This is a genomic window from uncultured Sunxiuqinia sp. (genome assembly GCF_963974515.1).
Classification (GTDB): domain Bacteria; phylum Bacteroidota; class Bacteroidia; order Bacteroidales; family Prolixibacteraceae; genus Sunxiuqinia.
The window spans coordinates 86,397-102,099 of record NZ_CAXBDD010000006.1 but is presented as its reverse complement, the minus strand read 5'-3'; the positions used below and the strand labels follow the sequence as shown (position 1 = coordinate 102,099).

The 15,703-nt window shown below is 46.4% G+C and carries 13 protein-coding genes; 9 read left to right on the top strand and 4 right to left on the bottom strand.

Annotated elements, in window-relative coordinates:
* Nucleotides 1–83: 83 nt before the first annotated feature.
* Genes AAC033_RS03365 through AAC033_RS03345 form a run of 5 tightly spaced genes read left to right on the top strand, consistent with a single transcriptional unit; the run spans nucleotide 84 to nucleotide 7,405 of the window.
* Entirely contained in the window at nucleotides 84–662 is a 579-nt protein-coding gene (locus AAC033_RS03365; RefSeq protein WP_339735384.1) for an RNA polymerase sigma-70 factor, read from the top strand.
* Between the two features lie 44 nt (nucleotides 663–706).
* Complete coding sequence (locus AAC033_RS03360) at nucleotides 707–1,696, top strand: FecR domain-containing protein (protein ID WP_339735382.1); 990 nt, start codon at nucleotides 707–709, stop codon at nucleotides 1,694–1,696.
* Nucleotides 1,697–1,716: 20 nt separating this feature from the next.
* Nucleotides 1,717–3,285, top strand: a complete 1,569-nt coding sequence (locus AAC033_RS03355; protein ID WP_339735380.1) for an aspartyl protease family protein — start codon at nucleotides 1,717–1,719, stop codon at nucleotides 3,283–3,285.
* Complete coding sequence (locus AAC033_RS03350) at nucleotides 3,285–4,856, top strand: STN and carboxypeptidase regulatory-like domain-containing protein (protein WP_339735378.1); 1,572 nt, start codon at nucleotides 3,285–3,287, stop codon at nucleotides 4,854–4,856. The genes AAC033_RS03355 and AAC033_RS03350 overlap by 1 nt, the downstream gene beginning before the upstream one ends.
* Nucleotides 4,853–7,405 carry a carboxypeptidase-like regulatory domain-containing protein gene (locus AAC033_RS03345; RefSeq protein WP_339735376.1) on the top strand — a complete coding sequence of 851 codons (2,553 nt, stop codon included), beginning with the start codon at nucleotides 4,853–4,855 and terminating at the stop codon, nucleotides 7,403–7,405. The genes AAC033_RS03350 and AAC033_RS03345 overlap by 4 nt, the downstream gene beginning before the upstream one ends.
* A gap of 2 nt (nucleotides 7,406–7,407) precedes the next feature.
* On the opposite strand, the gene AAC033_RS03340 is transcribed toward AAC033_RS03345, so the two are convergent.
* On the bottom strand, nucleotides 7,408–8,385 hold the full coding sequence (locus AAC033_RS03340) for a lipoate--protein ligase (RefSeq protein WP_339735374.1): 978 nt from the start codon (nucleotides 8,383–8,385) through the stop codon (nucleotides 7,408–7,410).
* A 13-nt stretch (nucleotides 8,386–8,398) separates the two neighbouring features.
* On the bottom strand, nucleotides 8,399–10,795 hold the full coding sequence (locus tag AAC033_RS03335; protein ID WP_339735372.1) for a TonB-dependent receptor: 2,397 nt from the start codon (nucleotides 10,793–10,795) through the stop codon (nucleotides 8,399–8,401).
* A 119-nt stretch (nucleotides 10,796–10,914) separates the two neighbouring features.
* Here AAC033_RS03335 and dtd point away from each other — a divergent pair, with 119 nt between their 5' ends.
* From dtd to deoC, 3 genes are read left to right on the top strand one after another with little or no spacing between them, the layout of a single operon-like run.
* Nucleotides 10,915–11,370, top strand: a complete 456-nt coding sequence (gene dtd / locus AAC033_RS03330) for a D-aminoacyl-tRNA deacylase (RefSeq protein ID WP_339735370.1) — start codon at nucleotides 10,915–10,917, stop codon at nucleotides 11,368–11,370.
* 53 nt (nucleotides 11,371–11,423) lie between these two features.
* Nucleotides 11,424–11,771 carry a nucleotide pyrophosphohydrolase gene (locus AAC033_RS03325; RefSeq protein WP_339735368.1) on the top strand — a complete coding sequence of 116 codons (348 nt, stop codon included), beginning with the start codon at nucleotides 11,424–11,426 and terminating at the stop codon, nucleotides 11,769–11,771.
* A 6-nt stretch (nucleotides 11,772–11,777) separates the two neighbouring features.
* Nucleotides 11,778–12,608 (top strand): deoxyribose-phosphate aldolase, encoded by an 831-nt coding sequence (gene deoC / locus AAC033_RS03320; protein WP_339735366.1) that lies wholly within the window; start codon nucleotides 11,778–11,780, stop codon nucleotides 12,606–12,608.
* 86 nt (nucleotides 12,609–12,694) lie between these two features.
* Here deoC and murQ read toward each other — a convergent pair whose 3' ends face one another.
* Both murQ and AAC033_RS03310 read right to left on the bottom strand, forming a co-directional pair.
* Nucleotides 12,695–13,510 (bottom strand): N-acetylmuramic acid 6-phosphate etherase, encoded by an 816-nt coding sequence (gene murQ, locus AAC033_RS03315; protein ID WP_339735364.1) that lies wholly within the window; start codon nucleotides 13,508–13,510, stop codon nucleotides 12,695–12,697.
* Between the two features lie 10 nt (nucleotides 13,511–13,520).
* Nucleotides 13,521–14,369: an ATPase gene (locus AAC033_RS03310; RefSeq protein WP_339735363.1), complete on the bottom strand. Its 849-nt coding sequence runs from the start codon at nucleotides 14,367–14,369 to the stop codon at nucleotides 13,521–13,523.
* Between the two features lie 190 nt (nucleotides 14,370–14,559).
* Between AAC033_RS03310 and AAC033_RS03305 the strand changes: the two genes are divergently transcribed.
* The gene (locus AAC033_RS03305; RefSeq protein ID WP_339735361.1) at nucleotides 14,560–15,600 is read left to right on the top strand and encodes a dipeptide epimerase; all 1,041 of its coding nucleotides are present in this window, start codon (nucleotides 14,560–14,562) and stop codon (nucleotides 15,598–15,600) included.
* The last annotated feature ends 103 nt before the right edge of the window (nucleotides 15,601–15,703 follow it).

The window sequence follows — 15,703 nt, the reverse complement described above, 5'->3', positions numbered from 1 at the left end:
CGAAATTAGCGTTTTCCTTGCGCGAGCGTCTATTTTTTTGATAACTTAGCCCGACCGCATTTTAGATTGAATAGGCACCAAGCATGAACACGGACCAAGACAATGAGCTGCTGAACCAACTTCGGCAAAGCGACGAAAAGGCTTTCGAAACAATCTTCAACACGTATTATGGTTCGTTGTGTTTGTTTGCCAGCCAATTCCTTGGAGATGATGCGAAGGCCGAAGAAACTGTTCAGGACCTGTTTGTCAATTTATGGAACAAACGAGCCAGACTAGAGATCCACCGCTCGTTAAAAAGTTACTTGTTTCACGCGGTAAAAAACCACTGCCTGAATTGGATCCAACACACGAAAGTAAGGGACAAGCATGCCGAGCGTGTCAAGGAGCGCTTCATGCGAGAAGTGAATGAATCAGACTATTTTCTCGAAGTCGGCCTTTCCGACAAAATTGCCGAGGCCATTGAATCCTTACCCGAAAAACGCAGGCAAATTTTTAAACTTAGTCGCGAACAAGGATTGAAATACCAGGAAATCGCCGACCAACTTGGCCTATCAGTAAAAACGGTTGAGACACACATGGGGCTGGCACTGAAACAACTGCGCGAGCGACTGCGCGACTACAAAGATTACTTCATCGGATTGGTCATTTTCAAAAATTCCTGATTAAACCATTAGGGGTATTTTCTTCCAGCCTTGTCTTAGGAGTGATGAAAGCAAATCAAAACATCAGACAAGAGGATTGGGAATTACTGGCCAAAGAACTATTCGATGAGCCCACATCCCAAGACAGCCAAGTTCCGGTTGACGAATCCGAACAGCGCCAATTACGGCAGCTGACAAAAAAAATCAACCTGCATTACCGACTGAAGAAATACGACCCCGCAGGGGCCTTCTCGCAGGTGAAGTCGCGTATTCGAGGAGAAGAACCGAAAGCCATATCCAGGTCCATGGTGATGCGAGCGCTGAAAATTGCGGCAGCCGTCATTCTGGCACTGATTATTGGATCAGCTGCCTACTATGTGGGGCAGCGCCAACTCGGCAGTACACACATGGCTGGGGTCACGGTTGATGACGCCGGATTGTCACAAATTGAGCTGTCAGACGGTACCCTGGTAACCCTGAACCGCGACACAAAAATTAATTACCCTGATCAATTTGCCAACGATATTCGTGAAGTTTCAATTGAAGGAGAAGCCTTTTTCGAAGTAACACCTAATCCAAACAAACCATTCATCATTCGTGCCGGAGAAGCAACCGTAAAAGTTCTGGGAACGAGCTTTTCGGTCAATGCTTATCCGGAGAATGATCGGGTTGAAGTCATCGTAGCCTCGGGGAAAGTAGAGATCTCGAAACTGGCAAACCTCCATAAGATCACGCTCGATCCTGGAGACAAAGGAACCTTCATCAATTCGAGCAAGCAACTGACCAAAAGTCTGAATGATGATCCAAATTTTCTGGCCTGGAAAACAAGGACGTTTGTTTTCAATGAAACAGCACTGGCTGACGTCATTAAACAATTAAACAAGGTCTATCGCGTACAAATTAGCCTTCCGGACCATCAACTGGATGAACTGCTCTTAAATGCCCATTTTGAAAAAGAAACGCTCGATTTTATTCTGGAGGTCATCTCAAACACCCACGGACTAAAAGTCGAAAAGCGAGGTGGGCACTATCTGTTATCGAAGAAAGATGCTTAATCTTAAAAAACATGAAAACCATGAAAACAAACTTTATAAAAGCCAGCGCTTCGCTATTTATTGTTGCATTCCTATGGATGTTTTCAAGCTTGTCAACAGCCGCGCAGGAACAGAAGCAAGGTGACAATATCCTGGAGCAAAACATCAGCCTGTACGCTGAAAATGAATCACTCTCAAAGGTCATTGAACAAATATGTACCTACCTTGATTTAGATTACTCCTACAACTCAAAATTGCTTGAGGGAAAAAATATTACCCTCAATATCTCAAACAAGCCCATCCGCTACGTTCTGGAAAAACTGATGGATGACTTTTACCTGATCTTTGAAATCGAAAACAACCTGTTGGTCGTCCGCGACTACGTCCCCCTGCGGGAAAGTGTGGACTACGAAGAAAAATTGCGCTTCGAACCCAGCAAAAACCGCTTCGAATTTCAAGATTCAGGTCAAAAATCAGTCACGTTCAAATTTAAATCAGCCAGCAACCTAATTATCATTCCGGTTCAGATTAACGATTCCGACACGTTGAATTTCATTTTGGACACGGGTGTCCGGTTTCCAATCATCACCGAACTTCCATATGTCAACAAATTAAATTTAAACCTGTTGCATCCGGTCGACATTAAAGGTTTGGGTGAAGGCGAAAGTCTGACCGCTTACCGTTCAGGCAACAACACCATGAAAATTGATGGCTTGGTAGCCTGGAACCAGGAAGTGCACATGGTGATTAACGATAACTTCCAGATTTCCCAGATATTGGGAATACCAGTGCATGGATTGATCGGGTTTGACTTGTTCAAGGATTTTGTAGTTGAAATCGACTACAGCAACGAAAAGCTCACAGTGATTGATCCCGATCGATATCGCGACCGGGTTCGAAACAAAGATATTGTGATGCCACTTCACTTTGAGCACAACAAACCCTATGTGCGCACCACCATTATGACTGATGACAACGAGGAAGTGCCGGTCAAACTGCTGGTAGACACGGGCGCCAGCGACGCCATCTGGCTATCAACCAAGTCAGACGACCGGATTGACATTCCCAAGAAAAACATCGAAACCTTCTTGGGGAAAGGCCTGAGCGGTGATCTGCATGGACGCAAAGGGCGGATTGGCGGAATTTGGGTTGGACCACTCATCCTGACCGAACCAATCGTCGCATTTCCAAACAATGAAATGATTGAAAGTCTGATTGTTGCCAATGACCGAAACGGAACATTGGGCGCCGAAATTCTGAAGCGCTTCTTTGTAACACTCGATTACCCAAATCACCAGATAAAACTACGCCCGACAAGTAAAGTCAACGACGATTTTAATTACAACATGAGCGGAATGGAGGTTTACAACCCCATGCCTGGATTACCAATCTTTACCATCGATAATGTTCGGGATGACTCACCAGCTTTCCATGCTGGCTTGAAAGAAAATGACCAGATTTTATCGGTAAATAATACCAGTCATAAATCCTTGTCTTTAAATGACATAAATCTTATCTTTCAGAGCAAGGAAGACCGGAAAATTAAGATGAAAGTGTTGCGGGATGGACATGAAATAACAACGACCTTTCATTTGGAAAAAATCTTTTAGTGAAACATATCATCCTGACATTCAGCCTGCTCATTATAATCCTGCCCTTCACAGCGAACGGGCAGGAAGAGCAGTCTGCCAGTCTGGACAGCAAAGTTTCAATACAAATTGAAGACGGCCGATTGCTGGATCTGCTGAACCACATTTCGGCTCAAACAGGCATCTACTTCTCCTACGATCCGGTACTGGTCAACACCGATCGGCCCATTTCAATCGTCGTTAACGATCAAACCATTCAACAAGTCCTGGATGAGGTTTTCGGGAAACCATTTCATTTTAACCTGCTTAAAAACCAGCTCATCATCACCCGGCAAAAAATCCAGAAGGCCGGTGCAAGCGCAAACCAGCGGATTAGTTATGAATTATCGGGAAAATTGCTCAACAACCAAAACAAGGAAGAGATTCCTTATGCCAGTATTTCTGTTGTGGGCCATCCTTTCGGAACCATCTCCAACGTGGATGGGGAATTTCAACTAAAAATACCCTCAGAATACGAGTCGGATACATTGGTTGTATCGTGCCTAGGCTACAATCGGCTATACATCCTGCCGGATACGCTTAAGCAAGGTGAACTCGACATTTATCTGGATCCGGTGGAAATTCAATTAAGGGAAGTGCTGGTTTCGGCGGCAAACCCCATACAGGTACTGGATAAAATGCTTGAAAACATCGATAATAATTACTCCACAAACACCCAGTTAATGACATCGTTTTACCGCGAAGTGCTAAAGCAGGATAAAGAATACATCAATGTTTCAGAGGCTGTTATGGACATCTTGAAAGCCTCGTACAGTAATCCGTTCCGGCAGGATCAGATTCGCTATCTGAAGGGGCGAAAAAGCCCGGAGGTACAGTCCTCTTTTCAACTGGTCGATTTCAAGATGCAGGGCGGCCCTTACTACATCACCAAGCTGGATGTGATCAAAACCATGGATTCATTTATCGACAAAGAATTTCGTGAATATTACACCTACAGCTTCAAACGCGTGATTGATTACGTCAACCGTCCAACTTATATCATCCATTTTGAGCCCGATGGCAAGTTTGATTACCTAACTTACGAAGGCGAACTCTACATCGACAAAGAAACATATGCCTTGGTTTACGCCGAATTTAGCCTGAGCCGAAGCGGGAAAAAAAGTGCCCGCCGGTCGCTGATCAAGAAAAAGCCACGAGGATTTAATGTTCGTCCCATCGACCTGGACTACACGGTGACTTATAAAAGACACCATGACAGATGGTACCTGAATTCGGCCCAAACTTCCGTGAAATTTCATGTCAAGAGCCGGCAGGACAATATTAACTCGGTTTTTCACAGCATCTCTGACCTGCTGATTACCAACTTTCGCGAGACCAACCTGAGACGTTTCAAGCGTGACGAGAATTTTGACTCCTCTGATATTTTCAGTGAAATTATTACCAGCTATGATGAAGATTTTTGGGGCGATTATAATGTCATCAAACCAAGCGAAGATCTTCGGAACGCCTTAAAAAAGCAACCAAAACAAGAAAGTCTTCTCAATAACACACCCCCAATGATTCCTTTAACATCACAAAAAAGTCAACCATGAAAACGAAATTATTTTGCATCTGTCTTACCCTAATCTCCTTAACAGCATCGTCACAAAGTGTTGTCCTTTCGGATATTGCCCAAATGCTGAATGAATACTACCAGTATTATCCGATTGAAAAAATTCAGCTGACCACCGATAAGGAAGTTTACAAGCCGGAAGAAGTGATTTGGTTTTCGATGTTGATTACCAATACAACAGGCCAAATCGTGGAACCAATCAGCAGTGACGTACAGGTTGGCTTATACTCGGGGGATGGCGTTCGTATCATTGGTCACAATTTCAAATCGCAAAAGGGCATGATGAAAGGCGACATCGCCATTCCCAAAGGCCTGCACGAAGGCAGATACGTTTTGGTTGCCAGCCCAGCTTCTGCATCCCGGGCCAACGAAGCTTTTTACAAACTGATTTACATTAATCAAAAAAATGAAGAAGCGTTTCGCCTAAAAGAAACAACGGTTCCCACACTTCTGGTTCCCGGAAAGTCAAACAACTATACTTTTGTTATGGAGGAAATGGACGGCAGCCCGGCCAAAAACGAAAAGCTGCAAGCGGAACTTTATCATCAGCAAGAGCTTGTTCTGAAACAAAAAATAAAAACAAATTCTGACGGAAAGACTACCGTTGACTTATCTCTTCCCGACAAAGCCTTCGAAAGCCCTTTAAAATTGACCATTTTGACTAAAAGAGACGAGTTGATTTTTTCAACCGTTCTTCCAGTGAAAAACGAACAACTCAACGTATGCTTTTATCCTGAAGGGGGACAGCTGGTTGCCGGAACTCCCCAAAAACTTGGCTTTAGCGTTCACAACGAACTGGGGCAGCCGGTATCAGTAGCTGGTGAAATTACCGATGAAAACGGCACGAGAATCGGCCAGGGCAGCACTTCGATTCCAGGTTTTGGTGTGTTTCCATGTGTGTTTGAAAAAGAAAAGCAATATCGCTTGCGCCTGACCAGTGAACTGGGAGAAAACCAAACTTTTGCATTGCCAAAGGTTAAAGAAACTTTGGGGCTGGCGCTTGTTCGTACCGATGCTGATTTTATCTATCTCAATCTGGTTCCGGCAACACAGAAACCAGAAACAATTCACCTGCTGGCCAACAAAGGCGAAAACATCCTTTGGGCTTCTGAAGTCGAGCTTGAAAGCCCCATGCGCCTAAAAATTCCTAACACTGATTTCCCCAATGGGGTCAGCCTGATCTCGGCTTTCAATGAAGATAGCGAGATGCTGGCCAGCCGGCTGGTTTATCTCGAAAAAAAAGGCAAGTCAGTGCTTGAGTTAAACGCACCGGAAAAAGTAAAAGCTGGTGAAGTGTTCAAGTTTACCTTCGAAAGCGGCACCCCGGCTGACGAAACACCGGCATTGAACCTGACAATCAGCGCAGACGAGGAAAACTTGAACTGGCCGAACCATTGGGAAGCCTGGCTTCTATTCAACTCCGATCTTTCTAAAGAACTTACAGACCCCGAAAGTCTGCTGGAGACAAAAAATCTGGAGACCACTATGAATTACCTCTTGGTTGCCAACCGGATGAAGAATTTTGACTGGAACAGCATCACTCACTTTGACCGGGAGCGTGAGCAGAATAGACATCAACAATCAGGGCTTTTTGGGCAAGTTGTCAACAAAAACAATGAACCAGTACCCAACGCCAAAGTGAGTTTCATCAACGCTCAAAACATGCAAATACTCAACAGCTCGAGTGATGAAAACGGTGAGTTTTACCAGCAGGCTATCAACGCCGACAAGCTCGAAGATTTTGCCATCAAAGCCATTGGGCCCGATGGCAGCGAAGATCTGAAAGTGACTTTCAAAAAAACATTGGCAGAGCAAATTTCTGATCAGGTTCAATCCTTTTTACAGACCTACGCAACACTGGAACAAGCCCAATTCAGCAGCGATTTCTACCAAAAAAACAGGAACTTATTTACAAAAATAAAAATCGACCCCAAGGATCGAGAAATGGCTGAACCTGCGTACAAAAAATACTTGCAAACGGCAACGTCACTGCTCGAAGTGCTGAAAGTCATTAAGCCTTACCGTCTGGATGGTGATAAAATCATCTTCCCCGGAGGAACCAACTCAATTAATGCTCAGGATGGCGCCCTAATTGTGATTGACGGACAAAAAATGGGAACCAGTGCTAGTGTTCTAAATTCGTTGAGTCCGTACGATGTGGAGACCATCAATGTGTCGACCAGCCCCGTTGAAATCCAGCGCTACACAGGCCTCAATTCGGTTGGGCTGATTGAAATCTGGACCAAGCGAGGTGAAACAATCAAACAAGTGGAACTACAACCTGCGGAAGATATTTTTGAGGGTGACTATCGCATTCCACGCGATTTCTGGCTGAGAAAATCTGAAAACCCTAAACAACAGTCAACCACTCTGTTTTGGAGCCCCGCGGTAACGATGAACCCGAATGGTCGATCGGAATTTGAAGTGGCTGCCGGGCAGGTGCTGGGAAAATTCATTATCCGGGGCGAAATGGTGAAATCCAATGGTGAAGTGACCAAAATCCAGAAAACAATTGAGGTGGTTCCTTAAGGTTAAACCAAAGAATCGAGCAGTTTATCGACCGGAATTGGAGCCAAGCCAACTTCAATTTTTCGTAACTTTTGCTCCAGTTCCCAATAATCATGACGCGTATCCAGCAGAGCATTCGTAAGCAGAATAGCCTGCTCATTTGATATTTTCCCCAAAAAGTCGATGGAATTGATGATGCCTTTAACCACATCCAAAGAAAAGGAAATCGTTTGCCCACGCATCTCCAACTGATTGCTGTATTTGTATTTTGGCGAATAACCGTAGATCCAGTCCCAAGTCGCGTACTTTTCATCCCGCAGCTTTTGAATGGCTGCCACCTCTTCTTCCGAAAACTGAAAAACACGGTTTTCCGGATAGGTTTCTCGGATTCCCTCGAAAATAAAATCTGAAAAAGCTTCAATATCCATCTTCTGATCCAGAAAAGCGGCAATGTTGCCAACCTCACTTCGGTTAGATTGAACAGCCTTGTCTTTAAAACGTGATAAATCTACCTTCAACGCGTCCCGCAGCTGGCTAAGGTCGCTATCGAAAAGCAAGGTGCCATGATGCAAAACCCGCTTTTTATAAACATGTTCCGCATTGCCCGAGATCTTTTTCCCATCCATCACCAGATCATTTCTTCCGGAGGTGTACGCCTCAAGGCCCAACTTTTCCAAAACGGCCACAATAGGCCGGGTAAACACCTTGAAGTTTACTTGATCAATCCGGTCCACGGTCTTGATAAACGTAAAATTCAGGTTGCCCGGATCGTGAAAAACCGTACCCCCGCCTGAAATCCGGCGTGCAATCTTGATTTTGTTCTCAGCTACATAGCGATGATTGATCTCAGCCAGCGCATTCTGGTGCTTTCCAACCACAATCGATCGTTCGCCCCGCCAAAGCATAAAGACATCTTCCGCAAAATTCTTGAGCAGATATTCTTCTACGGCAAGGTTAAAATAAGGATCAAACCCCTTTTGTTGGATACAAATCACGTGCATAATTCAAAGGTAGTTAAAACTGAAGTATGATTCCGATGGTTGGCAATACTGTTCCCGACGTATTTTCAACCCGCTCCAGTACGTACCGGGTTCCATTGTCTGTCGTCACAAACTGTCCGTTGGCATTTTGCTCACGCACCAAAATATCCTGATCCTGATTTTTGAAACTGTACAGGTTTTGAATGTCGATGTAGAATTTCGCCGTAATCTTATTCAGGTAATAAGTCTTGTCAACGCGGACATCCAACTGGTGAAACGGATCAAACCGCCTGGTATTCCAAGCACCTGTATTCAGGTATGGGCCTCCGTTCAGGTTCCACGCTTCTATCAAAGTCGACCGGTCCAAATCGTAGGGCGTGTAAGGCAAACCACCCACATAACGCCAGCGGCTTCCAATCTGCCACTCTCGTTTCAGTTTTTTCGTGCTTGTCAGCACCAAAACATGCCGGCTATCCCAGCTCGAAACAAAATAATCGCCTTTCTTATCCTCAAACTCACTGCGCACCCAAGTGTACGACAAATTCAAGTTGAACCTGTTTGATGAAGCAATCCGAGTTTGAAACTCGACACCATAGGCCCTTCCTTTCGAAACCGACTCCACCTCCTCATTCCCAATCACACCAAAATCGGCCCCCAGGTTGGCCAAGCTAACCGAATCTTTCACCGAAAACGGATAGTCGCTGTATTGCTTCAAAAATCCTTCTACCGAAAATATCACATTTTGACGCGGCCGAAACTCAACACCTCCAATCAGGTGATCGGCTTGGATATATTTCAATTGGTTCGACTTATTGACCAGCTCGCCATCGAGCTTGAAGCCTAATGCGGTGTAAGGCGGCAACTGAAAATAGCGCCCGGTGTTGAAGTTTAGACTCCAGGAAGGTGCTAGTTGGTACGAAGCCGACAAACGCGGCGAAAGCTGATCGAACAAGGAACGCATGCTTGAAGAATAGTTGTTGGCATCCATGCGAATCCCAAGTGACAAGGTCAAACGATCACTCAAAAACTTATCGCTGGCCTGTCCAAAAAGTCCCCATTTCACCAAGTTCAAGTCCGTATCAAAATCGATATCCTGAATTCCTCCCGGATAGTAGCGCTTTTGTTGGGTTGAATTGGTGTAGGTGACAAAATCGAGGCTGGCCCCAAAATTCCACTTCACATTGCCCGAGCGGATGGTATTTTCATATCGAAACTTGTTCTCAATTTCTTCCGAAACATAGTCGATGGTTTTATTGGCTTCTGAGCTGTCGTCATTATCGAGGTACTTGACAGCCGAATTGTGCAGGTGGTTTCGGCTGGCCACCAGCGTTTGGTACCCATTCTCGCGAAAGTGTTTATAAACGGCCCCTACCGTATAGGTCCACTGCTCGTTCTCCGGTATCGATGCCAGAATATACCGCTGCTGGGCATCCGGATCATCGATATCCAGGTTCAGCGCAAACTGATCAATGGCACCTAGGCCGGTAAATGTCAGCTCATTTTTTTGATCAAGTTTGGTTTTTATCTTAAATTGAAAATCATTAAACGTAGGCAGAAACGGCAACTCCAGAATGCCAAACAAAAACTGCAAGTACGATCGTCGGACTGAAAGAATGTAGCTCGTATTCTCGCCGATTGGCCCATCAATGGTTCCCGAAATTTCCGAAGCCCCCACTGCAGCCTGCACCCGAAGCTTTTCCGAATTACCATCCACCTGAAAAAACTCAAACACGCCGCTCAGTGCATTGCCCCGGTTAGCCGGAAACGCCCCGGAATAATAGTTAACCTCGCGCAGCAAATCGGCATTCAGGATCCCAACCGGACCACCCGACGCTCCCTGCGTGGCAAAATGATTAATATTCGGAACTTCCACGCCATCTAAAAAAAAGCGGCTCTCGGCTGGCCCACCCCCCCGGATAATAATATCATTCCGAAAGGAAGGTGTTGACTGAACACCCGCAAACGACTGAATAACTTTGGAGATATCCCGATTCGCGCCGGGGCTGTTTTCAATTTCTGAAATGCCAATATTTTTTAACGACACCGGGCTTTCCTCGGTTTTCCGAAACAGCGAAGCCGAGACCGTGACCTCACTTAACTGCGTATTACTCCGCTCCAACTCAATATCGAGGTAAGCTGGCTTCAGGTTGCTGACTTCAACTTCGGGCGAAATCACCTCATCGTAACCAATAAACGACACCTCCAACCGAATAAAACCCGGCTCCAAACCTGTCAGATGGTAGCTGCCATCTTCGTCGGTCACTGTTCCAGTGGTCGTTCCCGAGACCACCACATTCACAAAAGGTAAGCCTTCGTTGCTGGCAGCATCAAATACGCGCCCGTGAATGGAAGCGCGCTGCGCAAAAGCTCCGCTAACCAAAAACAGCAGCAGGACGAGGATAGCACTATTTCGAATCGTTTGTTGAATCATTATCTTTGCTTGTTCAAAATTCATGTTTCGATCACTTGTTTAGATCTAAATTGAAATAGTTAAACAAAAATAAGGAAAGCTTGTTCGATGATCGTTTGCTTTTCAAAAAAATAGACAAAATGAGAGTTGTCATTCAGCGGGTTTCCAGGGCATCGGTTTCTATAAATCAGCAAATTAGGTCGAGTATTGGCACGGGCGTGTTGATTCTGTTGGGCGTTGAAGATTCCGACAACAGTGAAGATATCAACTGGTTGGTGAAAAAAATAAGCCAGTTGCGAATCTTTGACGATCAGGATGGCGTGATGAACGAATCGTTGCTGGACGTGGCTGGCGATGCGCTGGTGGTTAGCCAATTTACGCTGCATGCCAACACCAAAAAAGGCAACCGGCCTTCGTATATTCGTGCTTCAAAACCCGATGTGGCGATTCCGATGTATGAGCAATTTGTTGATGCTCTATCGGCAACACTTAAAAAAGAAGTAAAGACCGGCGAATTTGGGGCCACCATGCAAGTTGATTTGCTCAACGACGGGCCGGTCACCATCATTATTGATTCAAGAAATAAAACATTTTGACAATCAAAATGCTTCATGATTTGTTTCAAATTTATTATCCATTTCAATAATTTATGAATACACAACCCAAAACAGTTAGTCTGCCCGAAGCACAAAAAATGGTGGACGAATGGATCAAAACCATTGGCGTCCGATACTTCAGTGAGTTAACCAATATGACCATTTTGACGGAAGAAGTGGGGGAGCTGGCACGCATCATGGCCCGCACCTACGGCGACCAGTCGTTTAAAAAAAGCGATGAGTCCTGCGACTTGGCCGATGAAATGGCCGATGTGTTTTGGGTCTTGATCTGTTTAGCCAACCAAACCGGAGTTGACCTGAACCAAGCATTCTTAAACAACGTAGAAAAGAAGACCATGCGGGACAAAGACCGCCATGATAATAATCCGAAACTAAAATAAAAGGTAATGGAAACCATGCAGCACAACTTAGCCGCCATCAAAGCGATCGCCACAGGCAACAACAATTCCGACTGGCAAGAACTGGCTTTCTCCTGTATCGACCTGACCACTCTGAACTCAACAGATACCATCAGTCATGTGAAAGCATTCACAGAGCGGGTCAACGATTTTGAGAACGACTACCCCAACCTGCCCAATGTGGCGGCTATTTGCGTGCACCCCAATATGGTGCGCACGGTGAAGGAAAATCTACTTGATGACCAGGTGAATATTGCTGCCGTAGCCGGAGGATTTCCATGCTCCATGAGTTTTATTGAGGTAAAGGTGAAGGAAGCGCGCATGGCGGTTGATTATGGCGCCGACGAAATTGATATTGTCCTGCCTTTATGGGCTTTTCTGGACCACAATGATATGATTTGTCGCGAAGAAGTGACGACCATCAAGCAAGCAATTGGCGAAGCCCATCTCAAAGTAATACTGGAAACCGGTGCACTGGCTGAGCCTGAAAAAATTCGTCATGCTTCATTTCTGGCGATGGAATCGGGCGCCGATTTTATTAAGACTTCAACCGGTAAAATAAATCCGGCGGCAACACCTGAAGCCGCCCTGGAAATGTGTCTGGCTATTCGCGATTTCCACCGGAAAACAGGTAAGAAGGTCGGCTTTAAGCCGGCCGGTGGCATTTCAACTACCGAAGAGGCGATCCTTTACCTGACAATTGTAAAAGAAGTGTTGGGTGAAGACTGGCTCAATCCATCGCTATTCCGCATAGGGGCCAGCCGTCTGGCCAATAATTTACTAAGCGATTTGCTGGACGAAGAAGTGAAGTATTTCTGATGGCTTTCCAATGTTTTCTTCCTGACTGAAAACTTCCGAAGCTTTTGAAATACGATCATCCTGCTTATATCAGGCTGATGTTCCTACTATTTCCCTTTCTCCGCCTCCAATACCTTATTAACCGAACCATGGGTGAGCAGCAGGCGTCGGGCTGTCGATTCGTCGTAGCCCAGCTCATCCATGATCATCCGCGTACCACGAACAATCAGTTTTTGATTGGTGAGCTGCATGTTTACCATTTTATTGCCTTTCACTTTACCCAGCTTAATCATCAGCGAAGTGGTGATCATATTCAGAATCAGCTTTTGCGAGGTGCCTGATTTCATGCGGGTACTGCCCGATACAAACTCGGGCCCCACGATGGCTTCAATGGGAAGATCGACCTGCCTGGCCAGTTCACTACCGGGATTGTTGGTCACACAAGCAGTGAGCATCCCATGCTCGCGGGCTTTCCTCACGGCGCCAATCACATAGGGAGTTCGCCCCGAGGCGGCTATTCCAACCACCGTATCCAGCTTTTGTATTTGATAGGTCTGCAAATCCTGCCAGCCCAGCTCCTCATTGTCTTCGGCTGCTTCTACGGCCTTTCGGATCGCCTGGTCTCCGCCGGCAATCATGCCAATCACCAGACCGTGCCCCACCCCATAAGTCGGTGGAATTTCCGACGCGTCCAGAATGCCAAGTCGACCGCTGGTGCCGGCACCGACATAAAACAGGCGGCCACCCTGCTGCATCCGCTCCACCACTTGCTCCACAAGCTTTTCGATCTGAGGAATGGTTCGTTGCACAGCCGGCAATACTTTTCGATCTTCTTCATGAATGCTTTCGAGGAGCTGTCTCACCGACATTTTCTCCAGATCATGGTATAGCGATTCCGATTCTGTGATGCTTTCCGAAGTCATTTTTCCCTATTTATTGTTGCGTTGTTGTATGAAACTTGCTCAGTCGTTCAATCGGCCCTTTCAAGATTAAAGGTTCCTTAAATTCGTATGCTTTGGCAAGGCTTCGAATAATCGGTTGGAAATTCCAGGCTACCGAGCCCACAAAGCCAAGCGCAAATTTTTGGGCTTCGGGCAACTGGTTGATGTTACGCTCAAAAAACTCCCTGGCACTGTTGGTTACCATATCTTGGCAATAGGTTTTTTCAATATACTTCGACAAAAAAGGAGTAAATCCCGCCAGGTATTTATTGGGCCGTTCTTCGCGATAAACACGGCGGAGCACCTCAGCTTCAGTCGGAAAATATTCTTCACCAAACAAGGTTTGCACGTCGGCTGGCATCATATTCTTGAAGTAATCGCCCAGCAGCTTTTTGCCCAGCACCGCCCCGCTACATTCATCTCCTAAAATAAACCCAAGCGGCGGAATCCCGGCCAGAACCTGCTGCCCGTCATACAAGCACGCATTGGAGCCTGTTCCCAAAATACAGGCGATGCCGGCCCCGGATCCAAAAAGGGCGCGCGACGCGCCAAGCACATCGCTGCAAGTCTCAACACGGGCATCGGAGAACAAGCGGAGAAGCGCCGCACGCACTACTTCTCCCCGTTCCTGGTTGATAATACCAGCACCATAAAAGAAGATTTCGCCAGGCTGACCACCGAGCCTTGGAGCCAGTTCCGTTTCCAACTCGTTATAAATATCCTCACTGTTCCGAAAAAACGGGTTGATCCCGCTCGTTTTAAACGATCTCGATTCTCCTGAATCGCCCATAAAGAGCCAGTCTGTTTTTGTCGATCCGCTATCCGCGATTAGTATACTCATGCTGTAAAGATACAGATTTTTGGAAGTTCAAACAGCCCGGTAATATCTGAGGTAAATGCACAACCGACACAAGATACTTTCCAAACCCGAAAAATCGGGGGTGATCTGAAACAAGAAAAAATTCCATTCGTTTTGAATTAAAGGCCGCAGATGCAAAAAGGCCTGTAACCCAATATAGCAAAGACACAAAATGAATCGTCAACGACTGGCACTTCGGTTTAAACCCTACCACTTACAGCTGAAAAACACCTTTACCCTAGCCCGAAGTTCCCGGACCACAACCCCGGTGATGCTCACCGAAATGGAATACAATGGGCTGACGGGCTATGGCGAAGCTTCCATGCCTCCGTACCTGGGCGAAAGCCACGAGACAGCGGCACAATTCCTTTCGCTGCTAAAACTGGATCAGTTTAACGATCCTGCTCAACTTGAAAACATACTGGATTATGTTGACGGTGTGGCACCTGGCAATTGCGCAGCCAAAGCATCGGTCGATATTGCGTTGCACGATTTGCTGGGGAAGATGATGGGGCAAGCGTGGTACCAGATCTGGGGATACGATCGGACGCTCATGCCCCCCACTTCCTTCACCATTGGGCTGGACACCGAAGCGGTGGTCCGCCAAAAACTAAGGGATGCGGCACCCTACAAAATTTTGAAAGTGAAGCTGGGTCGCGACAATGACCGCGAAATGATCGAAACCATCCGCTCCATGACGGACCTGCCGATTTGTGTGGATGTCAACCAAGGGTGGAGCGACAGACAGCAGGCGCTCGATTTGATTTTTTGGCTCAAAGAACACGGGGTGGTGCTTGTTGAACAGCCCATGCCCAAAACGGCTATCGACGACATGGCCTGGCTTACGCAACACAGCCCGCTGCCCACCGTAGCCGACGAAGCCCTGCAACGCCTCGAAGATGTAAAAAAAGTGCATGGCGTGTACTCCGGTATCAACATCAAACTGATGAAATGCACCGGTATGCGTGAAGCCCACAAGATAATGACCCTGGCCGAGGCCTTAGACCTGAAAGTGATGATGGGCTGCATGACCGAAACGTCGTGCGGCATAGCTGCTGCAGCGCAACTTTCGCCCAGGGCCGATTGGGCCGACCTGGACGGAAATCTGCTAATCACCAACGACCCCTTTGAGGGCCTTAAGCTTATTGACGGCAAAATTGTACTAAACAACCACCCCGGAATTGGCATAAAACCAAGGGATTTATCCATATAGCATTGGTTCTGAACGGCATGGATTGACTGTTGAATAATGGGGCGTTGCCCCAAACCCCTGAAGACAGAGCGTCCATCCTGAACTTGTTTCAAGATCTGCCAGC